The sequence below is a fragment of the Paucibacter sp. KCTC 42545 genome (assembly GCF_001477625.1).
Taxonomy (GTDB): Bacteria; Pseudomonadota; Gammaproteobacteria; order Burkholderiales; family Burkholderiaceae_C; genus Paucibacter_A.
In genome coordinates, this window is sequence record NZ_CP013692.1 from 4,498,578 (window position 1) to 4,515,489 (window position 16,912).

General features: G+C 65.3%; 18 protein-coding genes. 12 read left to right on the plus strand and 6 right to left on the minus strand.

Features of this window, described 5'->3' with window-relative positions; translation table 11 throughout:
- Nucleotides 1-27 precede the first annotated feature (27 nt).
- Both panB and panC read left to right on the plus strand, forming a co-directional pair.
- A complete protein-coding gene (gene panB, locus AT984_RS19250; RefSeq protein WP_058722473.1) occupies nt 28-834 on the plus strand; it encodes a 3-methyl-2-oxobutanoate hydroxymethyltransferase in 807 nt (268 codons plus the stop codon).
- Nucleotides 835-885: 51 nt separating this feature from the next.
- Nucleotides 886-1,728: a pantoate--beta-alanine ligase gene (panC, locus tag AT984_RS19255; protein ID WP_058721486.1), complete on the plus strand. Its 843-nt coding sequence runs from the start codon at nt 886-888 to the stop codon at nt 1,726-1,728.
- Nucleotides 1,729-1,771: 43 nt separating this feature from the next.
- Here the strand turns inward: panC and AT984_RS19260 are convergent, their stop codons facing one another.
- Nucleotides 1,772-2,242, minus strand: coding sequence for an FKBP-type peptidyl-prolyl cis-trans isomerase (locus tag AT984_RS19260; protein WP_082680190.1), 471 nt, complete (start codon nt 2,240-2,242; stop codon nt 1,772-1,774).
- Nucleotides 2,243-2,447: 205 nt separating this feature from the next.
- On the opposite strand from AT984_RS19260, the gene AT984_RS19265 reads away from it, so the two are divergent.
- The 5 genes from AT984_RS19265 (at nt 2,448) to sodC (ending at nt 7,063) form a co-directional block, all read left to right on the plus strand.
- Nucleotides 2,448-3,176: a peptidylprolyl isomerase gene (locus AT984_RS19265; RefSeq protein ID WP_156422116.1), complete on the plus strand. Its 729-nt coding sequence runs from the start codon at nt 2,448-2,450 to the stop codon at nt 3,174-3,176.
- Nucleotides 3,177-3,223: 47 nt separating this feature from the next.
- Nucleotides 3,224-4,318, plus strand: coding sequence for a hypothetical protein (locus AT984_RS19270; RefSeq protein WP_156422117.1), 1,095 nt, complete (start codon nt 3,224-3,226; stop codon nt 4,316-4,318).
- Nucleotides 4,319-4,349: 31 nt separating this feature from the next.
- Complete coding sequence (locus tag AT984_RS19275) at nt 4,350-4,973, plus strand: ABC transporter ATP-binding protein (RefSeq protein WP_058721488.1); 624 nt, start codon at nt 4,350-4,352, stop codon at nt 4,971-4,973.
- Nucleotides 4,974-5,048: 75 nt separating this feature from the next.
- Complete coding sequence (gene trhP, locus AT984_RS19280) at nt 5,049-6,440, plus strand: prephenate-dependent tRNA uridine(34) hydroxylase TrhP (protein ID WP_442952151.1); 1,392 nt, start codon at nt 5,049-5,051, stop codon at nt 6,438-6,440.
- 62 nt (nt 6,441-6,502) lie between these two features.
- Nucleotides 6,503-7,063: a superoxide dismutase family protein gene (gene sodC, locus AT984_RS19285; protein ID WP_082680191.1), complete on the plus strand. Its 561-nt coding sequence runs from the start codon at nt 6,503-6,505 to the stop codon at nt 7,061-7,063.
- Between the two features lie 33 nt (nt 7,064-7,096).
- On the opposite strand, the gene recG is transcribed toward sodC, so the two are convergent.
- Together recG and AT984_RS19295 are read right to left on the minus strand one after the other, a co-directional pair.
- Nucleotides 7,097-9,160, minus strand: coding sequence for an ATP-dependent DNA helicase RecG (recG, locus tag AT984_RS19290; protein ID WP_058722478.1), 2,064 nt, complete (start codon nt 9,158-9,160; stop codon nt 7,097-7,099).
- 48 nt (nt 9,161-9,208) lie between these two features.
- The gene (locus tag AT984_RS19295) at nt 9,209-9,802 is read right to left on the minus strand and encodes a hypothetical protein (protein ID WP_156422119.1); all 594 of its coding nucleotides are present in this window, start codon (nt 9,800-9,802) and stop codon (nt 9,209-9,211) included.
- A gap of 34 nt (nt 9,803-9,836) precedes the next feature.
- On the opposite strand from AT984_RS19295, the gene AT984_RS19300 reads away from it, so the two are divergent.
- Entirely contained in the window at nt 9,837-10,712 is an 876-nt protein-coding gene (locus AT984_RS19300; protein ID WP_197418181.1) for an alpha/beta hydrolase, read from the plus strand.
- Nucleotides 10,713-10,762: 50 nt separating this feature from the next.
- Here the strand turns inward: AT984_RS19300 and AT984_RS19305 are convergent, their stop codons facing one another.
- A complete protein-coding gene (locus AT984_RS19305) occupies nt 10,763-11,143 on the minus strand; it encodes a hypothetical protein (protein WP_058721491.1) in 381 nt (126 codons plus the stop codon).
- Between the two features lie 108 nt (nt 11,144-11,251).
- Nucleotides 11,252-11,650, minus strand: a complete 399-nt coding sequence (locus tag AT984_RS19310) for a TraR/DksA family transcriptional regulator (protein ID WP_058721492.1) — start codon at nt 11,648-11,650, stop codon at nt 11,252-11,254.
- 167 nt (nt 11,651-11,817) lie between these two features.
- On the opposite strand from AT984_RS19310, the gene queA reads away from it, so the two are divergent.
- The 3 genes from queA to AT984_RS19325 all read left to right on the plus strand — a co-directional run bounded on the left by queA (nt 11,818) and on the right by AT984_RS19325 (nt 15,059).
- Nucleotides 11,818-12,861 (plus strand): tRNA preQ1(34) S-adenosylmethionine ribosyltransferase-isomerase QueA, encoded by a 1,044-nt coding sequence (gene queA / locus AT984_RS19315; protein WP_058721493.1) that lies wholly within the window; start codon nt 11,818-11,820, stop codon nt 12,859-12,861.
- Nucleotides 12,862-12,896: 35 nt separating this feature from the next.
- A complete protein-coding gene (locus AT984_RS19320; protein WP_058721494.1) occupies nt 12,897-14,084 on the plus strand; it encodes an amino acid aminotransferase in 1,188 nt (395 codons plus the stop codon).
- 93 nt (nt 14,085-14,177) lie between these two features.
- The gene (locus tag AT984_RS19325) at nt 14,178-15,059 is read left to right on the plus strand and encodes an alpha/beta hydrolase (RefSeq protein WP_058721495.1); all 882 of its coding nucleotides are present in this window, start codon (nt 14,178-14,180) and stop codon (nt 15,057-15,059) included.
- 15 nt (nt 15,060-15,074) lie between these two features.
- Here the strand turns inward: AT984_RS19325 and AT984_RS19330 are convergent, their stop codons facing one another.
- Nucleotides 15,075-15,458, minus strand: a complete 384-nt coding sequence (locus tag AT984_RS19330) for an ankyrin repeat domain-containing protein (RefSeq protein ID WP_156422120.1) — start codon at nt 15,456-15,458, stop codon at nt 15,075-15,077.
- 177 nt (nt 15,459-15,635) lie between these two features.
- Here AT984_RS19330 and AT984_RS19335 point away from each other — a divergent pair, with 177 nt between their 5' ends.
- The gene (locus AT984_RS19335; protein WP_058721497.1) at nt 15,636-16,910 is read left to right on the plus strand and encodes a D-amino acid dehydrogenase; all 1,275 of its coding nucleotides are present in this window, start codon (nt 15,636-15,638) and stop codon (nt 16,908-16,910) included.
- The last annotated feature ends 2 nt before the right edge of the window (nt 16,911-16,912 follow it).

Here is a 16,912-nt window from a genome sequence, read left to right on the forward strand (position 1 = left end):
CTTTTCTTTCAACGCTCAGGTGCCATCATGACCGAACGCAAACCCATCAGCATCCAGCGCCTGTTGGACATGCACGCCAGCGGCGAAAAAATCGCCATGCTGACCTGCTACGACGCCGCCTTCGCCACGCTGCAGGATGAGGCGGGCGTGGACGTGCTCTTGGTCGGCGACTCGCTGGGCAATGTGCTGCAAGGCCAGACCAGCACGGTGCCGGTGAGCCTGGAAGACATGGTTTATCACACCCGCTGTGTGGTGCGTGGTCGCAAGAACGCCTGGGTGATCGGCGATCTGCCCTTCGACAGCTATCAGGCCAGCCCACAAGAAGCCTGGAAAAGCGCCGCCGCGCTGGTCAAGGCCGGCGCGCATATGGTCAAGCTTGAAGGCGGTGGCTGGACCGCGCCGGTGGTCAAGTTCATCGTCGAGCGCGGCATTCCGGTTTGCGCCCATCTGGGTCTGACGCCGCAGACCGCCACCATGCTGGGCGGCTTCAAGGTGCAGGGCCGCGACGATGCCGCCGCCGCACTGCTCAAGCGCCAGGCCATCGAACTGGCCGAGGCCGGCGCGCAAATGCTGGTGCTGGAGATGGTGCCGGCCGGCCTGGCCGCCGACCTGACCCAGACCCTGAACATCCCCGTCATCGGCATCGGTGCCGGTGTGGGCTGCTCCGGCCAGGTGCTGGTACTGCACGACATGCTCAACATCACGCCCGGCCGCCGGCCGCGCTTCGTCAAGAACTTCATGGCCGGCGCGGCTTCGGTGCAAGACGCCGTGGCGCGCTATGTGGCCGAGGTCAAGATGCAGACCTTCCCGCAGAATGATCTGCACAGCTATTGATTGACGGATAAGTTCTCAATCTGGCTGTCCCTTTTCTCTTCTCGTTTTTTCATGCAACTGATTCACGACATCGCCGGCCTGCGCCAGGCATTGGCCGCCGACCCGCGCCGCGCTTTTGTGCCCACCATGGGCAATTTGCATGAGGGCCACCTGACCCTGATTCGCCAAGCCCGCGCCGCGCTCGATGCGCAAGGCAGCGGCGGCTTGGTGGTGGCCAGCATCTTCGTCAATCGCCTGCAATTCGCGCCGCACGAAGACTTTGACCGCTACCCCCGCACCCTGGCGCGTGACTGCGAACTGCTGCAAGCCGCCGGTTGTGACGTGGTGTTTGCGCCCGACGAGCGCGAGCTTTATCCCGAGCCGCAGGGCTACAAGGTGCAACCGCCGACCGAGTTGGCCGACATTCTCGAAGGCGAGTTCCGCCCCGGCTTTTTCACCGGCGTGTGCACGGTGGTGGCCAAGCTCTTCAATATCGTGCAGCCCTCCATCGCCCTGTTCGGCAAGAAGGACTATCAGCAGCTGATGGTGCTGCGCCGCATGGTGGCGCAGATGGCGCTGCCGATTCAGATCATCGGTGGCGAAACCACCCGCAGCGCTGAAGGCCTGGCCTTGTCATCGCGCAATGGCTATCTCAGCGAGCTTGAGCGCGCGGAGGCCTTGCGCCTGAGCCGCACGCTCAAAGCCATGTTGGCGCGCTGGGCCGCGGGCGAGCAAGACCTCAGCCTGCTGGAAGCCGAAGCGATGGCGCATCTGCGCGCCCACGGCTGGCAGCCCGACTATGTCTGCCTGCGCCGCCAGCATGATCTGGGCTCGGCGCAAGCGGGCCAGCCGGTGGTTGCCTTGGCGGCGGCCAAGCTGGGCGCGACCCGGCTGATCGACAACATCGAGGGCTGAGGGCCGCGCAGTGCGGGCCCCGCTGGGGCCTGCCGCTACTGCTTTACTTGACGGTCAGCAGTTCCACATCGAACACCAAGGCCGCATTGGGCGGAATCACGTTGCCGGCGCCTGTCGAACCGTAGGCCATGCTGGCCGGGATGATCAGGGTGCGCTTGCCGCCCGCCTTCATGCCCAGAATGCCCAGCTGCCAGCCTTGAATCACTGAAGACACGCCCAGGGTGAAGCCAAAGGGGTTGCCGCCCACCGAGCTGTCGAACTTGGCGCCGCGCAGATCGGCGGCCTTTTGGTCATACAGCCAGCCGGTGTAGTGCACCGTCAGCACGCTGCCGCCGACGGCTGTTGCGCCGGTGCCGACCGCGGTGTCGTTCGTCTTGAGTGCGGTGACGGAGGCCCAGCCTGCGCTGTCTGTTGAGCTGCCCGAGTCATTGCCACCGCCGCAGGCGCTAAGGCCCAGGGTCGCGACGAGGACGGTGGCAGCCAAGTTCGAGGCACGGAAAAAAGGCTTGATCATGATGAGTAGACAAACTTTTGTTGAAAGTGAAGACGCGGGCAAAAAAACAATCAAGCCCTTGGCGGATCGAAGGCCGCGATTTTGCGCGCATTTGTGCGCTGGCTTGTTTCACCCGCCGCACTTCTCAGGCGCCATTCGCACAAGACCTGTCATCCCCTGATCACGCTGCAGCGTTGAAAGCCCTGTTAACAGGGAGTTTTCAAGCATGCGTACCGATCTTTGTACTGACAGCAATCTCAGCCATCGCCGTGCCTTCGGCACCCGCGCGCTCACGGCCGCGGCCCTGGTGCTGAGCAGCCTCTTGCTGAGCGCCTGCGGCGGCGGTGGAGATGGCGGTGATCATGACCGCCTGCCGCTGCCCACACCCAACCCGAACCCCCGACCCAATACCCTGAGCTGCAGCAGCGAAGGCCTGGCCAAGTCGGCGCAAAGCAGCTATGCCACCGTGTGCATGCTGACCAGCAGCGGCGAAATCGTGTTTGAGCTTTACACGCCCTACGCGCCGGTGACGGTCAACAACTTCCTGCGTTATGTGGCCGATGGCGCCTACAGCAACACCTTGTTCCACCGCGTGGATCGCGACTTCGTGATCCAGGGCGGGGCTTACACCAGTGGCATGGTGGAGCGCTTCCCGGCCTACGCGCCCATCGTGTCTGAAAGCAATAACGGCCTGGCCAATCTGCCCGGCACCTTGGCGATGGCGCGGCGCGGCGACCCCAATAGCGCCACCAACCAGTTCTTCATCAATGTGGTCGACAACCCTGGGCTTGACTACAAGAACGCGGCCCAACCCGGTTACACCGTCTTCGGTCGCGTCATCTCCGGCATGGCCACGGTGCAGGCCATCAATGCGGTGCCCACTTACCGCTACAGTGATACCGATCTCCAGCCACAACAAGAAGTGTTGATCTATTGGGTGCAACGCCTGAAGTAATGAGGAACCGAAGCGGGCCGCCATCGCTGCAGCAGCAGCAGCGGCCCGTGAGCTTGACGGCTATGCGCCTGCGCGGCAGCGCTGTCGAGTTGCGCGCCTTGCTGCGCCGCTGGTCGGGCTTTGTGCTGGTGGTGGCCATGGTGCTGGGCCCGTTTTTCACCACCTTGATCGGCTGGCCGGCCTTGCCCTTGTTCTGGGCGGTGCAGCAAGCGCCGAAAGGCGCAGGCCTGGCGCTGCTGGCCATCGCCGCCCACGCCTTGCCTGCCGCCCTGCTGTGTTGGGCGCTGCGCGAGCAACTGCTGCCCGCGCGCTGGTTGCCGGCCGAGGCCAGCCTGCCGCTGAGCGGGCGCCAGCGTCTAGCCGCCGACTTGGCGGTGCTGGCCTTGGCGCAAGCGCCTTGGCTGTTGCTCAATCTCATTTCCATGCTGGCTTGGCGGCGCGACAGCCCCGCTTGGATGCAAGGCCTGTGGCTGGGTGTGCTGGCCGGCTTTGCCGCCTCGCTGCTGATCTCCAGCGCCCTGGGCGTGTTGGCCTTGCACTGGCAGCGCCGCCGCCCGGTCGTGCCGGCCCGCCGTACCCAGAGCAGGGCCGCTGCCGACGCTACCCCGGCTTCGCCCCAACCCTTGCTCGCCATGCGCTCCCCCTGGTTCAGCCTGCTGTGGCTGCCGCTGTGGCGCGGCCCGGCGCGGGCGGTGTTGTGGGCCTGGCTGCTGGCGCTGCTCTTGCCTAGCTTGAGCTTGCTGCTGGCCTGGCATTGGCCGCAGCAGGCCTCCTGGGCCTTGGCCTTGTTCACTTTGCTGGTGATGGGCTGGACGGCGCGTCTGCACAGCCTGGCCCAGCGCTGCTATGGCCCGCTGCGCCAGGCCAGCCAGTTGCTGCCTGTTGCCGATGTGTCCTGGGCCTGGCGCCTGGCCCTGCTGAGTCTCTTGCCCGCCGTCTTGGCTTGGCTGGCCCTGGCCGGCTTGTTGATGGTCAGGCCCTGGGCCTTGGCGCCGCGTGCCACGCCGCTGTTCATGTTGCTGGGCTTGCTGGCGCCGACGCTGGCGATTGCCTTTGATGGCGGCGGGGCTGAGTTGCGCGCCGCGCGCTGGCTCTTGTGTTGGGCTGTGTGGGTGGCGGTGGCCAGCGAGGTGTTGATGTGATGAAAAAACAAGAAGAGAAAAAGAGCGCCGCATGAGTATCGAAGCGAACTTCTTGCACTGCGAGGCGCTCAGCTTTGCCTACACCCAGCAGCGCAGGGTGGTGGACCTGTGGACGCAGACCCTGGCGCCGGGCCTGTGCTGGCTGCGCGGCGCCAACGGCACCGGCAAATCAACCCGCTTGAAGCTGCTGGCCGGTGCCCTCACGCCGCAGTACGGCACGGTGCGCTTGCAAGGCCTGGACCTGCAGGCGCAACCGCTGGACTATCGCCGCCAAGTCAGCTGGGTAGGCGCCGAGCCGCCGCCCTTTGAGCATCTGAACCCCGCCGAACGATTCGCCTTTCTGGCCGGGCTTTACCCCCGGGCCGATGCGGCGCAATGGCAGGCCCATGTGGACGGTTTTGGCCTGACGTCGTTTTTGCATCAACCCTTGAGCCAGCTTTCCACCGGCACCCAGCACAAGGCGGCCCTGGCGGCGGCGCTGGCCTTGCAAACGCCCTTGCTTTTGCTGGACGAGCCGCTGAACGCACTGGATGCGCAGTCGCTCAGCTATCTGCGCGCACGTATGGCTGAGGCGGCACTGGCCCGCGATCGCCTCTGGCTGGTGGTCAGTCACGAGGATCTTGGCGTGCCGCCCAGCGCATGTCTTGACCTGTAGCAAGGCGCAGCGCGGCGCTGGCGCATAACCTAGCGGGTTGCTTGCCCTTTGCTTGCCACCTTCTCGGCCATTGCCATGAATCAGCCCCTCACCACCCCCGCAGCGCCCACCCTGCGTGCACCCGAACTGCTGCTGCCCGCCGGCGACCTGGAGCGCATGCGCGCCGCCTTCGACTTCGGCGCCGACGCGGTGTACGCGGGCCAGCCGCGTTATTCCCTGCGCGCGCGCAATAACGACTTCAAGCTGGAAAACCTCAAGACCGGCATTGCCGAGGCCCATGCGCGGGGCAAGAAGTTTCTGGTCGCCAGCAATATCCTGCCGCATAACGGCAAGCTGAAGAACTATCTGGCCGATATGGCGCCGGTGGTGGAGATGGCCCCCGACGCCCTCATCATGGCCGACCCCGGCCTGATCATGATGGTGCGCGAGCGCTGGCCTGAGCTGCCGGTGCACCTCTCGGTGCAGGCCAACACGGTCAACTACGCGGGCGTGAAGTTTTGGCAGAAGCTGGGGCTCAAACGCATCATCCTGTCCCGCGAGCTGAGCCTGGACGAAGTGGCGCAGATCCGCCAGGAATGCCCGGACATCGAGCTGGAAGTTTTTGTTCACGGCGCGTTGTGCATTGCCTATTCGGGCCGCTGCCTGCTCTCGGGCTATTTCAACCACCGCGACGCCAACCAGGGCACTTGCACCAATGCCTGCCGCTGGGACTACAAGCTGGGTGATGCCTTCGAGGACGAGGCCGGCCAGGCGCAAGAGGCGCAAAAGATCAATTTCGACTTCCGCAAGGCGGCCGAGCTGGCCGACCAGAGCTTCGCCGCCGCCGGTGGCACGAGCCGCCACCCGGCGGCCGATCAGGTCTATCTGATCGAGGAGTCGCAGCGGCCGGGTGAGCTGATGCCCATCATGGAAGACGAGCACGGCACTTACATCATGAACTCCAAGGATCTGCGCGCGGTTGAGCATGTGCAGCGCCTGGTGGAGATTGGTGTGGACTCGCTCAAGATCGAAGGCCGCACCAAGAGCCGCTACTACGTTTCGCGTGCGGCCCAGGTCTACCGCCGCGCCATCGACGACGCGGTGGCCGGTCGCGCGTTTGACCCCAGCTTGCTGGCCGAGCTGGACGGCCTGTCCAACCGCGGCTACACCTCGGGCTTTTATCAGCGCCACCGCAGCCAGGACACGCAGAACTATCTGGACGGCCATTCCAAGGCGCGGCGCAGCCAGTTCGTCGGCGAAGTGCGCAGCGTGGATGCCCAGGGCTGGGCCGATATCGAGGTGAAGAACCGCTTCGAAGTGGGCGACCGCCTGGAAATCATCCACCCCAGCGGCAATGTGATCGTCGACGTGACCCAGCTGCGCGGCAAGCTGGGCGAGCCGGTCAGCGAGGCCGCAGGCAATGGCGTGGTGGTGAGCATGCCGCTGGAAGCGCGCTTCGAAGGGGCTTTGATGGCGCGCTTGCTTTAGCGCATCGGAGTGTTAGATTGGTGCGCAGATCCTCTCCCGTCTCAACAGCGAAGGTGAACCCGATGATCAAGCGTCTGTCCAACACATGGTTCTTCTCGGCCCTGGCCTTGGCGGCCGCCGCGTCCAGCGCCCAGGCCGCTGAGTCGATGGCCGCGCCGGCCGATCTCAGCATCACCGTCAGCCAGGTCAACCCGGCGGGCGTGCTCAAGTCCCTGGGCACGGTGGCCGTCACCCAGACGGCCTATGGCCTGGTCTTCACCCCCGATCTGCAAGGCCTGCCACCCGGCGTGCATGGCTTCCACATTCACGAAAACGGCAGCTGCGATTCGGCCATGAAAGATGGTCAGCCCGTCGCTGGCCTGGCAGCAGGTGGCCACTACGACCCGCTGGGCAGCAAGAAGCACGGCAGCCCCTGGGGTGACGGCCATCTGGGTGACTTGCCCGGCCTGGTGGTGGATGCCGCTGGCAAAGCCAGTTATGCCGTGCTGGCGCCGCGCCTCAAACTGGCCGACATCAAGGGCCGTAGCCTGATGGTGCACGCCGGAGGTGACAACCATGCCGACCACCCCATGCCTTTGGGCGGCGGCGGGCAGCGCATGGCTTGCGGGGTGATCGCGAATTGATGATCCGCTGAGTGGCGCTCAGTTCACGAGACCTCAGGCCTTCAAAAACTCCGCCTTGCCGCCCAGCCAGCGCATCACCTGCTTGGCGGCCACTTCGGGCTGTTGATCCAGCAACACCGGCGCCAGCCGCCGGGCGGTTTGCAGCAGCACCGAATCTTCCTGCAAATCGGCAAAGCGCAGCAGCTCGGCGCCGCTCTGGCGTGAGCCCATGAATTCGCCGGGGCCGCGGATGTCGAGGTCGCGGCGGGCGATCTCAAAGCCGTCATTGGTTTCTGCCATGGCGCGCAGGCGGTCTTTGCCGGTTTGCGACAGCGGCCCGGTGTAGAGCAGTACGCACACACTGGCCTTGGCACCACGCCCGACCCGGCCGCGCAGCTGGTGCAGCTGGCTGAGGCCGAAACGCTCGGCATGTTCGATCACCATCAGGCTGGCATTGGGCACGTCCACGCCCACTTCGATCACGGTGGTGGCCACCAAGAGCTTCATCTCGCCACCGGCGAATTGCGCCATCACCGCCGCTTTTTCGGCCGGCGCCATGCGGCCATGCAGCAGGCCGACGCTGAAGCCTTCGAGCGCCGTGCTCAGCTCCGCATGGGTTTCGGTGGCATTGCTGAGGTCCATGGCCTCGGACTCTTCGATCAGCGGGCAGACCCAGTAGACCTGGGCGCCGCGCGCCACCTCTTCCTGAATCTTCTCGATTACATTCCAGCGCTTGGCATCGGCAAACACCTTGGTGACGATGGGGCTGCGGCCGGGCGGCAACTCGTCAATCGTGCTGACCGCCAGGTCGGCGAAATAAGTCATGGCCAGGGTGCGCGGGATGGGCGTGGCGCTCATCATCAGCAGATGCGGCTCTAAATCCATTGAGGCCAGTTTCTTGCGCAGCGCCAAGCGCTGCGCCACGCCGAAGCGGTGCTGTTCGTCGATGATGGCCAAGCCCAGCTTGGCGAACTTGACCTTGTCTTCGATCACCGCATGGGTGCCGATGACCAACTGGGCCGAGCCGTCGGCGGCGGCGTCCAGCATTTTCTGCCGCGCCTTGCCCTTGACGCTGCCGGTCAGCCAGGCCACTTTGAGGCCCAGCGGCTCCAGCCAGCCCAGCAGCTTTTTGAAATGCTGCTCGGCCAGGATTTCGGTCGGCGCCATCAGCGCGCATTGCCAGCCGGCGTCGATGGCCACGGCCGCCGCCAGTGCGGCCACCACGGTCTTGCCGGAGCCCACATCGCCCTGCAAGAGGCGGTGCATGGGCTGGGGCAGGGCCAGGTCTTGTGCAATTTCTTCGCTGACGCGTTGCTGCGCGCCGGTCAGGCCGAAGGGCAGGGCGGCCAGCAGCTGCTCCACCAAGCCGCCGGGCTTGGCGCGCAGGGCCGGGGCGTGCAGCAGGGCGCGCTCGCGCTGGGCCTGCATCTGGCTGAGCTGCTGGGCCAGCAATTCTTCGAACTTCAGGCGCTGCCAGGCCGGGTGGCTGTGGTCTTCCAGCGTGGCCAGCGGGGTTTGCGGCGTCGGGTGATGCAGGAAGTTCAGCGCCTCGCGCAGCGTCGGCAGCTTGGCCGGTACCACGCCGGCGGGCAGCAACTCACGCAGATCGGCGCGCTGCAAACCGGCCGCCACGGCCTTGCGCAAATAGGCTTGCGGCAGGCTGGCGCTTGCCGGGTAGACGGGGGTGAGCGCGGCGGCCAGCGGCGTGTCGGCCTGCACGGCCTTGAACTGTGGGTGCACCATCTCGCGGCCGAAAAAGCCGTGGCGCACTTCGCCCCGCACCCGCACGCGGTTGCCAACAGCCAGCGTCTTTTGATGCGAGGGATAGAAGTGGATGAAGCGCAGCAGCAGTTGCTGGCCGCTGTCGTCCTCGATGCGCACCAGCAAGACGCGGCGGCCGCGCAGGTCGATGCGGCATTCGCTCACCTCGCCCTCGCATTGCACGTTGTCGCCCTCGAAGGCCTCGGCAATCGGGGTGACGCGGGTTTCGTCCTCGTAGCGCAGCGGTAGGTGCAGGGCCAGGTCGATATCGCGCAGCAGGCCCAATTTCTCCATCGCCTTCTGCGGCGCAGATTTGGGCGTGGAGCTGGCTTTGCTGGTGCTGGCGGCTTCTGACATCGGCGCCATTCTGCCGTGTGCTGAGCCCTTAGCGCTCAAGCTTAGGCGTCAGCGGAACTCGCGCGAATATTGCAGCATCAGGCCGGCGTCACCTAGGGCGTGCACGGTCAGCGCGTCCTTGGGTGTGAACTGCCAGCCCAGCGAGAACAACAAGCCGGGCGAGATGCCGCGGTAGTTGAAGGGCACTTTGTTCTTGTATTCGCCGCGGTAACCCCACAGCACGCCGGCCGACCACTGGGCGAAGTACTCGTTCGAGGTCCAGCCCCACAGGCCGGGATAGCGCTTGCCGACGTAGACGTAGGCGCTGTCCTGACCGAAGGAATTGCTGAAGTAGGAGGCACCGGCCAGCCAGTCGGTGGCGTCCCATTGCTTCTCGACGCCCACGGCCCAAACATGGCGATGCTCGGGGCTAGGGTGGAAATGCAAGGTGTAGGGCGAGCCCGCGAAGCGCCAATGCGAGGGGCCAGTGAAGCGGCCGCCAAAGCTGTAGCCGCTGGCGCTGGAATCGCTGGCATCATCAGCGGCGTGAGCCGCCATTCCCGAGCCCAGCGCCAAAACGGCGCACAAGGCCGCTGCGGCGACTCGGGGAATATTTGATGTTGAGGACACCCGCATAGATATGGACGACAAAGGCAATTTCATGGCGCGCATTATGGCGGCGGGAATCGCAAGGCCTGTGACAGGGCTTGCACGCGGCCTGACCCTGGCCATGGCGGTGTCCGCGCTGAGCGGCTGCGCCTGGTGGGACGCCAAGCAACGCGAATTGGCCCTGCGCCCCTCGCCGGGCCGGCCGGCGGCCTTTGCTGAAGACGGCGCTGGCTTGCGCCCGGGCGACCAGCGTTGGTTAGTTCCAGCGGCCAGCGATCCGCAGCAGATGCTGGCGCTGTGGTGGTTGCCGCAAGTGGGCAAGCCGGAGGCGCCGACGCTGCTCTATCTGCACGGCACCCTGCGCAACCTCTATGAGAACCTGCCCAAGATCGAAGCCCTGCGGGCGGCCGGCTTTGCGATCCTGGCGGTGGACTATCGCGGCTGGGGCGATAGCGCGGCCATCATTCCCTCGGAAGCGACGATTGCGGCCGACGCGGCCCAGGCGTTTGCCGAGTTGCAGCGCCGCCAGCCCGACCCGCGTAAACGGGTGATCTTTGGCCACTCCATGGGTGGCGCGGCAGCGGTGCGTCTGGCCAGCGGTTTGCACCACGGTCAGGACTACGGCGCCTTGATTCTGGAATCCACCTTCACCAGCCTGCCCGATGTGGCGCGCGAGGTCGGCAATATCGGCGAAGTCGCCGCCGCCATCACCACACTGGACTTCAATTCGGCGGGGCGAATCGGCAAGATCGACGCGCCCATCTGGATGCTGCACGGCAGCGCCGACAAGACCGTGCCTGTGCAATTGGGCCGGCGCTTGCGCAACACGGCCGAAGCCGCGGGGAAGGCGCCGGTGCGCTGGGTGGAGATTGCCGGCGGCTCACACAGCGGATTGCACCGCGAGGCCCCCGGCATTTACCGGGAAGCCATGCGCAGTGCCATGAGTGGGCTGACTTCGCCCTGAACCTAGCTGAGTGAGGGCGAAGCGGCAAGTGCCGCCTCAGTGCACGGTGCTCAGGTCGGGGTGGGCACGCCGGCCATGCGGTCGTACTTCAGGAAGTACTGGCGGGCAAAAGCCAGCAATTGGTTCTCGGTCGGGTGATCCACGGTTTCATAGGCCACGATGGCCTTGCCGGCTTGCGGGCGGTGCTTTTCAACATAGTGCTTGAAGTCGGCCTGGGCGGTGCTGGAACCGACCACCAAGACTTCGGTGATGCCGTTCAGTGCATCCACCACTTCACCGAAGAATTCATGCTCGGTGCGCACCGCGCTGCCGCGCTGCTTGGTGTGGTGGGAATGGGCCTTGATCTTCTCGGCCTGCACATGCTCGGTGTCGAACTGCAAGACCTTGGCTTGTTGGTGATCGAGCCAAACGACGGCGTGAAAAGTGCTCATAGCGCGAATGCCTTTATGGGTTGAAGTGATAGGTAAAGCGTTGAAAGAAGGGCTGATGACCTGGCCGGCTGTTGCCGCGCCAGCGCTCAAGTAGCTGGCGCTTCAAACTCACAAGCTGTGCGAGCGCGCCATGCCGTGGCTTTGCTCTTGCTTGGATTGGCAGTCGATGCAGCGCAGCACGGCCGGGTTGAGCTTGAGGCGGTCAAAGGCGATGGCGGCGCCGCAGTCGCCGCACAGGCCGAATTCGGGGTCGTGCACCCGCTGCAGGGCCTCGTTGACCTGGCGCAGGGATTCGAGGGCCTGGTCGCTGCGGGCCAGATCGACCTCGCGGTCGGCTTGGTGGGCTTGCTCGCCGTCAACGACTTGCAGCAATTCTTCGCGGGCATGTTCCACGCGGCCCTGCGTGCCGAGTTGGTTGCTCAACTCCTGCTCCAGGGATTGCTGGCGCAGTTTCAGGGCGGCTTCCAGCAGGGCTTGTTGCCCCGAGGTGAGATGGTGTTTGCTCATAAGCTGTGATCTCCTTGGAACTCATGCTCGCACCGGGGGCGGGAAGCTACCTTGATCGGCGTCAACTTTTGCTGCTCGCCCAGTGCTTGCCGGTGCCTGGCGTGCGGCATGGGAAAATCCGCGCTCTTTCTTTGCTTGGTACGGGTCCGTCCGGCCCTCAACACACAATGTCTGCTCGTCAACACAGCGTCAGTGATTTCGACTTCGAACTCCCTCCGGAGCTGATCGCCCAACACCCCGCCGCCGAACGCAGCGCCTCGCGCTTGCTGGATGGCCGTCATGCCACTGCGGTGGATCGCATCTTTCGGGAACTGCCCGACTTGCTCGCCCCCGGCGACCTGCTGGTGTTCAACAACACCCGCGTCATCAAGGCCAGGATTTATGGCCAAAAAGCCACCGGTGGCAGCGTCGAAGGCCTGATCGAGCGGGTGATTGCCGGCACGAATGAAGTCTGGGCCCATCTGCGCGCCAGCAAGTCGCCCAAACCGGGCAGCTGGGTGCGCTTCAACGAAGCCTTTGACGCCGAAGTGCTGGGCCGCTGCGGGCCCGATAACGGCATGTTCCATCTGCGCTTCCCCAGCGACCCCTTCGCGCTGCTGGAGCAACACGGCCATGTGCCGCTGCCGCCCTATATCGAACATGCCGATGAGGCCGACGATGTGCGGCGCTATCAAACCGTGTTCGCCAAAGAGCCCGGCGCGGTGGCCGCACCCACCGCCGCCCTGCATTTCGACGAGGCCTTGCTGGCCCGCTTGGCCGAGCGCGGTGTGGGCACGGCGCATGTAACCTTGCATGTGGGCGCGGGCACCTTCCAGCCTGTGCGGGTGGAGCAGCTCAGCGACCACAAAATGCACAGCGAATGGTTCGAGGTCAGCGCCGAGACAGTGGCTGCCATCGCCGCCTGCAAGGCCCGCGGTGGCCGCGTGGTGGCGGTGGGCACAACCACCTTGCGCGCGCTGGAGTCCGCGGCCCAGGGCGGTGAGTTGCAAGCCGGCGCGCGTGAAACCGCCATCTTCATCACTCCCGGCTTCCAGTTCCGCGTGGTCGATACCCTGGTCACCAACTTCCACCTGCCCAAGAGCACTTTGATGATGTTGGTCAGTGCTTTTGCCGGCTATGAGCCCATCATGGCGCTGTACCGCCATGCCATTGCCCATCAGTACCGCTTCTTCAGCTATGGCGACGCCATGCTGCTGCAGCGCGCTGGCTGATAATCAAACGCAAATTTCGTTTTGGAGACCAAGCCATGTTTCATCACGTCGAACCTTATGCCGGTGACCCGATCCTGAGCCTCAACGAGGCGTTTCAGAAAGATCCTCGCCAGGGCAAGATCAATCTGTCCATCGGCATTTATTTCGACGATGACGGCCGCATCCCCATGCTGGACTCGGTTCGCAAGGCCGAGCTGGCCGTGGTGGCCGAGGCCGGTGCGCGCCCCTATCTGCCGATGGAAGGCGCCGCCAATTTCCGCAGCGCGGTGCAAGCCCTGCTGTTCGGCGCAGCCAATCCGGTGCGTGAGCGCACCGTCACCATCCAGAGCGTGGGCTCCAGCGGCGGCCTGAAGGTGGGCGCGGATTTCATCCACCGCTACTTCCCCGACAGCGCCATCTACGTCTCCGACCCGACCTGGGACAACCATCGCGCCGTCTTCGAAGGCGCCGGCATCGAGGTCAAGACCTATCCCTATTACGACCCCGCCAGCGGTGGTGTGCGCTTTGCCGAGTTGCTGGCCGCCATCGAAGCCCTGCCGGCCAAGAGCGTGGTGCTGCTGCACGCCTGCTGCCACAACCCAACCGGGGTGGACCTGACACCCTCGCAGTGGGATGAGCTGATCCCGGTGCTGAAGGCGCGTGAGTTGCTGCCTTTCCTGGACCTGGCCTACCAGGGCTACGGTGAGGGCATCGAGGAAGACGCTTTCGCCATCCGCGCCATGGCCGATGCGGGCCTGAGCTTCTTCGTCGCCAACAGTTTCTCCAAGAGCATGAGCTTGTATGGCGAGCGCTGCGGCGCGCTGAGTGTGGTCTGCCCCAACGCCGCCCAGGCCGTCAATGTGCTGGGCCAGCTGAAGTTCCTGATCCGCCGCAACTACTCCAACCCGCCTATGCACGGCGGCCAGATCGTTGCCCGCGTGCTGAGCGACCCGGCCCTGCGCAGCCTGTGGGAAGGCGAAGTGACCGAGATGCGCGAGCGCATCCACGCCATGCGCAATGCCTTGTACGAAGTGCTGACGGCCAAGCTGCCGGGCCGCAATTTCGACTACTTCCTGACCCAGCGCGGCATGTTCAGCTACACCGGCCTGAGCGCCGAGCAGGTGGACCGCCTGAAGGACGAGTTCGGCGTTTACATCCTCCGTTCGGGCCGTATGTGCATTGCCGGCTTGAACAACAAGAACGTCGAAGCCACGGCCGCCGCCATGGCTGCTGTGCTGAGCTGAGTTGCGCTAAGCAACAAGCCGGCACCGTGATCCTCTGCGCTTGAAGCCCGCCCTGCCCAGGGTCCTTGGCCTTCGCCCGGCCTGGCGGCTCGTGTGAACACGGGCACCAGGCCGCCCTTGCCGAGTCGGCTGGATCAGCTGGACGGCTTTCTGGCCGCCAGCGAAGCGCGCTGGGGTGATGTTCGGCCCGGCACCGAAAAAACCATCATTTGGGGCGCAGCAGGTCTGGCGCGCGCACCCTGGGCGGTCGTCTATCTGCACGGCTTCACGGCCACGCGGCAGGAAATGGCGCCGCTGGCCGAACAGGTGGCAGCCGGCCTAGCTGGCCATGTGTTCTACACCCGCCTGGCCGGCCACGGCCGCCCCGAGCTGGCCATGGAAGGCATGCGCCTCAAGCAATGGAAAGCCGATGTGCGCGAGGCCCTGGCCATCGGCAGCTTGCTGGGCGAGCGGGTCTTGGTGATCGGCTGTTCCACCGGCGCCACCCTGGCCGCCTGGGCTGCGCTGAAAACCAAGGCGGTTGATGCCTGGGTGATGGTGTCGCCCAATTTCCGGCCCAAAGACCCGTTCTCGGCCCTGCTGAACTGGCGCCTGGGCCGCTGGTTGGCGCGCCAGGTGCATGGCCGCATGATGGGTGAGCCCGCCAGCAGCGAAGCCCGTCAACGCTTCTGGACCAGCCGCCACCCCACCAGCGCCTTGTTCCCGATGATGACCTTGGTGGCCCAGGTTCGCGCTAGCCGCTTGGACAAGGTCACGGCACCCCTGCTGATGCTTTACTCGCCGCGCGACACCGTCATCCATGTGCCGGCCCTGCAGGCTGCCTTCAAGCGCTTTGGCAGCCAGCCCAAGCAGCTGATCGAGGTGAACTACAGCGAAAGCCCGGGCCAGCATGTGCTGGCTGGTGATATCGACGCGCCGCTGGCCACGCCGCGCATGGCGGGTCAGATTCTGGCGTTTGTGCGCGGCTTGGGCTGAGGCCCGCTCGCAAGTTCAGGCGCTATCGCGCGCAAACAAGCGGCTGAACCAGCCGCGCTGATCGCGGCCGGCGCCCGGCGATGCCGCTGCTGAAATCGCGCCGAGCTGCGTCAGCCTGGCTTCTAGCCCGACCAGCTTGGCCTTGCGGGCGGCTTGAATTGGCGTGAGTTCGTCAAACTCGGATGGCAGATGCGGATTGGCGCCTGAGTCCAAGAGGTACAGGGCGATTTCCTCCTGACCCGCCAAGGCGCAGGCGACCAGCGGGGTGGACAGAAATTCGGGGTGGGCGTAATTGACATCCACGCCTTGCTTGACATGGTACTTGACGAGTTCCAGGTCGCCCTCACAGCCGGCGATGTACATCTCTTTCCAGTTGCCACCTGCCATCAGTGCCCCCATTTTTTCGTCTGCGCTTGGCTAGGCACTATATGGGTTTGCGTCTTGGCCCGCTGAGGGGCTTGCCGCGCTGTCACACATGCGGTCAAGTTATGGCTTGCGCCCGCGCTTTCATTAGTCAGCCGGGCGGCCCTTCACTAAGCTGGCGGCTTGTTTTCCCAGTGGCAGGCCGAAGGACGAATGAGCGGACGACAGAAAAAGCATTGCGTGGTGATCGGCGCCGGAGTGGTGGGCCTGACCAGCGCCTGGGCCTTGGCCGAGCGCGGCTTTGCCGTCAGCTTGGTCGAGCGCGAGGCCCAGGTCGGCCAGGGTGCCAGCTTCGCCAACGGCGGGCAGCTCAGCTACCGCTATGTGTCGCCCCTGGCCGATGCCGGTGTGCCAATGAAAGCGCTGCGCTGGCTGCTGGACCCGGACGGCCCGCTGCGCTTCAAGCCCGATTTGACCTCGCTGCAGCAATGGCGCTGGATGGCGCAGTTTCTGCGTGCCTGCCGCGCGCCGGTGAACCAGCAGATGACCACCCGGCTGCTGGCGCTGGGCGCCTATAGCCAGGCCGCGTTTGCGCAGCTGCATGCGGATGCGAATCTCAGCGCCCCGGCCCTGCAATTGCGTAGCCCCGGCAAGCTGGTGCTGTACCGCCACGCCGCCGAGTTCAAGCGTGTGCGCCAGCGCCTGCAAGCCCAGCCGGCCGGCGCCGAGCAGGCCTTGGATGCGTCAGCCTGCCTGCAGCTGGAACCGGCCCTGGCCGCCAGCAGCGTGCAGCTGGCGGGCGGCATCTTCACCCCGGGCGAAGCGGTGGCGGATTGCCATGCGTTTTGCACCCACCTGGCCGCCAGCCTGCAGCGCCATCCCAATTTCCGCGGCCTTGTCCAAGGCGACGTGCTGGGCTTCAAGCCGGGTGAGGGCGGGCGCATCGCCGCCGTGCAAATGAGGCAGGGTGTGTTGGCGGCGGATGACTTCGTGCTCGCCGCCGGCTTGCAAAGCCGCAGCCTGGCGCAGAGCTTGGGCCTGCGGCTGCCGCTCTATCCGCTCAAGGGTTACAGCCTGACGGCGCCCATCGCCGCCGAACACCTAGCGCCCGAAATCAGCGTCACCGATTTCGAAAAGAAAGTGGTCTACGCCCGCATCGGCGCCCAGATGCGCGTGGCCGCCATGGTGGACATGGTGGGCGACGACGCCAGCCTGGACCCGCGCCGCCTGGCCTCGCTGCGCGGCCATGTGCAAGCCATGTTCCCGCGCTCGGCCGATTACACCCAGGCCAGCGCCTGGGCCGGTTTGCGCCCGGCCACGCCCAGCGGCGCCCCCATTCTGGGGGAAACACCGCTGCGCAATCTGTGGCTCAATGTCGGCCATGGCGCACTCGGCTTCACCTTCTCTTTCGGCACGGCCAATATCGTGGCCGATCTGGTCGCGGGTCGTGCCAGCCCGGTGCCGCTGGATGGTTTCCAACTGGCTTGAGC

Excerpts from the sequence above, each read along its gene's own strand:
- AT984_RS19275 (WP_058721488.1), top strand. The coding sequence starts at position 4,350 with ATGAGTATCGAAGCGAACTTCTTGCACTGCGAGGCGCTCAGCTTTGCC.
- panC (WP_058721486.1), top strand. The coding sequence starts at position 886 with ATGCAACTGATTCACGACATCGCCGGCCTGCGCCAGGCATTGGCCGCC.
- AT984_RS19305 (WP_058721491.1), bottom strand. The coding sequence starts at position 11,143 with ATGAGCACTTTTCACGCCGTCGTTTGGCTCGATCACCAACAAGCCAAG.
- panB (WP_058722473.1), top strand. The coding sequence starts at position 28 with ATGACCGAACGCAAACCCATCAGCATCCAGCGCCTGTTGGACATGCAC.
- AT984_RS19335 (WP_058721497.1), top strand. The coding sequence starts at position 15,636 with ATGAGCGGACGACAGAAAAAGCATTGCGTGGTGATCGGCGCCGGAGTG.
- AT984_RS19330 (WP_156422120.1), bottom strand. The coding sequence starts at position 15,458 with ATGGGGGCACTGATGGCAGGTGGCAACTGGAAAGAGATGTACATCGCC.
- recG (WP_058722478.1), bottom strand. The coding sequence starts at position 9,160 with ATGTCAGAAGCCGCCAGCACCAGCAAAGCCAGCTCCACGCCCAAATCT.
- AT984_RS19260 (WP_082680190.1), bottom strand. The coding sequence starts at position 2,242 with ATGATCAAGCCTTTTTTCCGTGCCTCGAACTTGGCTGCCACCGTCCTC.
- queA (WP_058721493.1), top strand. The coding sequence starts at position 11,818 with ATGTCTGCTCGTCAACACAGCGTCAGTGATTTCGACTTCGAACTCCCT.
- AT984_RS19265 (WP_156422116.1), top strand. The coding sequence starts at position 2,448 with ATGCGTACCGATCTTTGTACTGACAGCAATCTCAGCCATCGCCGTGCC.
- AT984_RS19295 (WP_156422119.1), bottom strand. The coding sequence starts at position 9,802 with ATGAAATTGCCTTTGTCGTCCATATCTATGCGGGTGTCCTCAACATCA.
- AT984_RS19310 (WP_058721492.1), bottom strand. The coding sequence starts at position 11,650 with ATGAGCAAACACCATCTCACCTCGGGGCAACAAGCCCTGCTGGAAGCC.
- trhP (WP_442952151.1), top strand. The coding sequence starts at position 5,049 with ATGAATCAGCCCCTCACCACCCCCGCAGCGCCCACCCTGCGTGCACCC.
- sodC (WP_082680191.1), top strand. The coding sequence starts at position 6,503 with ATGATCAAGCGTCTGTCCAACACATGGTTCTTCTCGGCCCTGGCCTTG.
- AT984_RS19320 (WP_058721494.1), top strand. The coding sequence starts at position 12,897 with ATGTTTCATCACGTCGAACCTTATGCCGGTGACCCGATCCTGAGCCTC.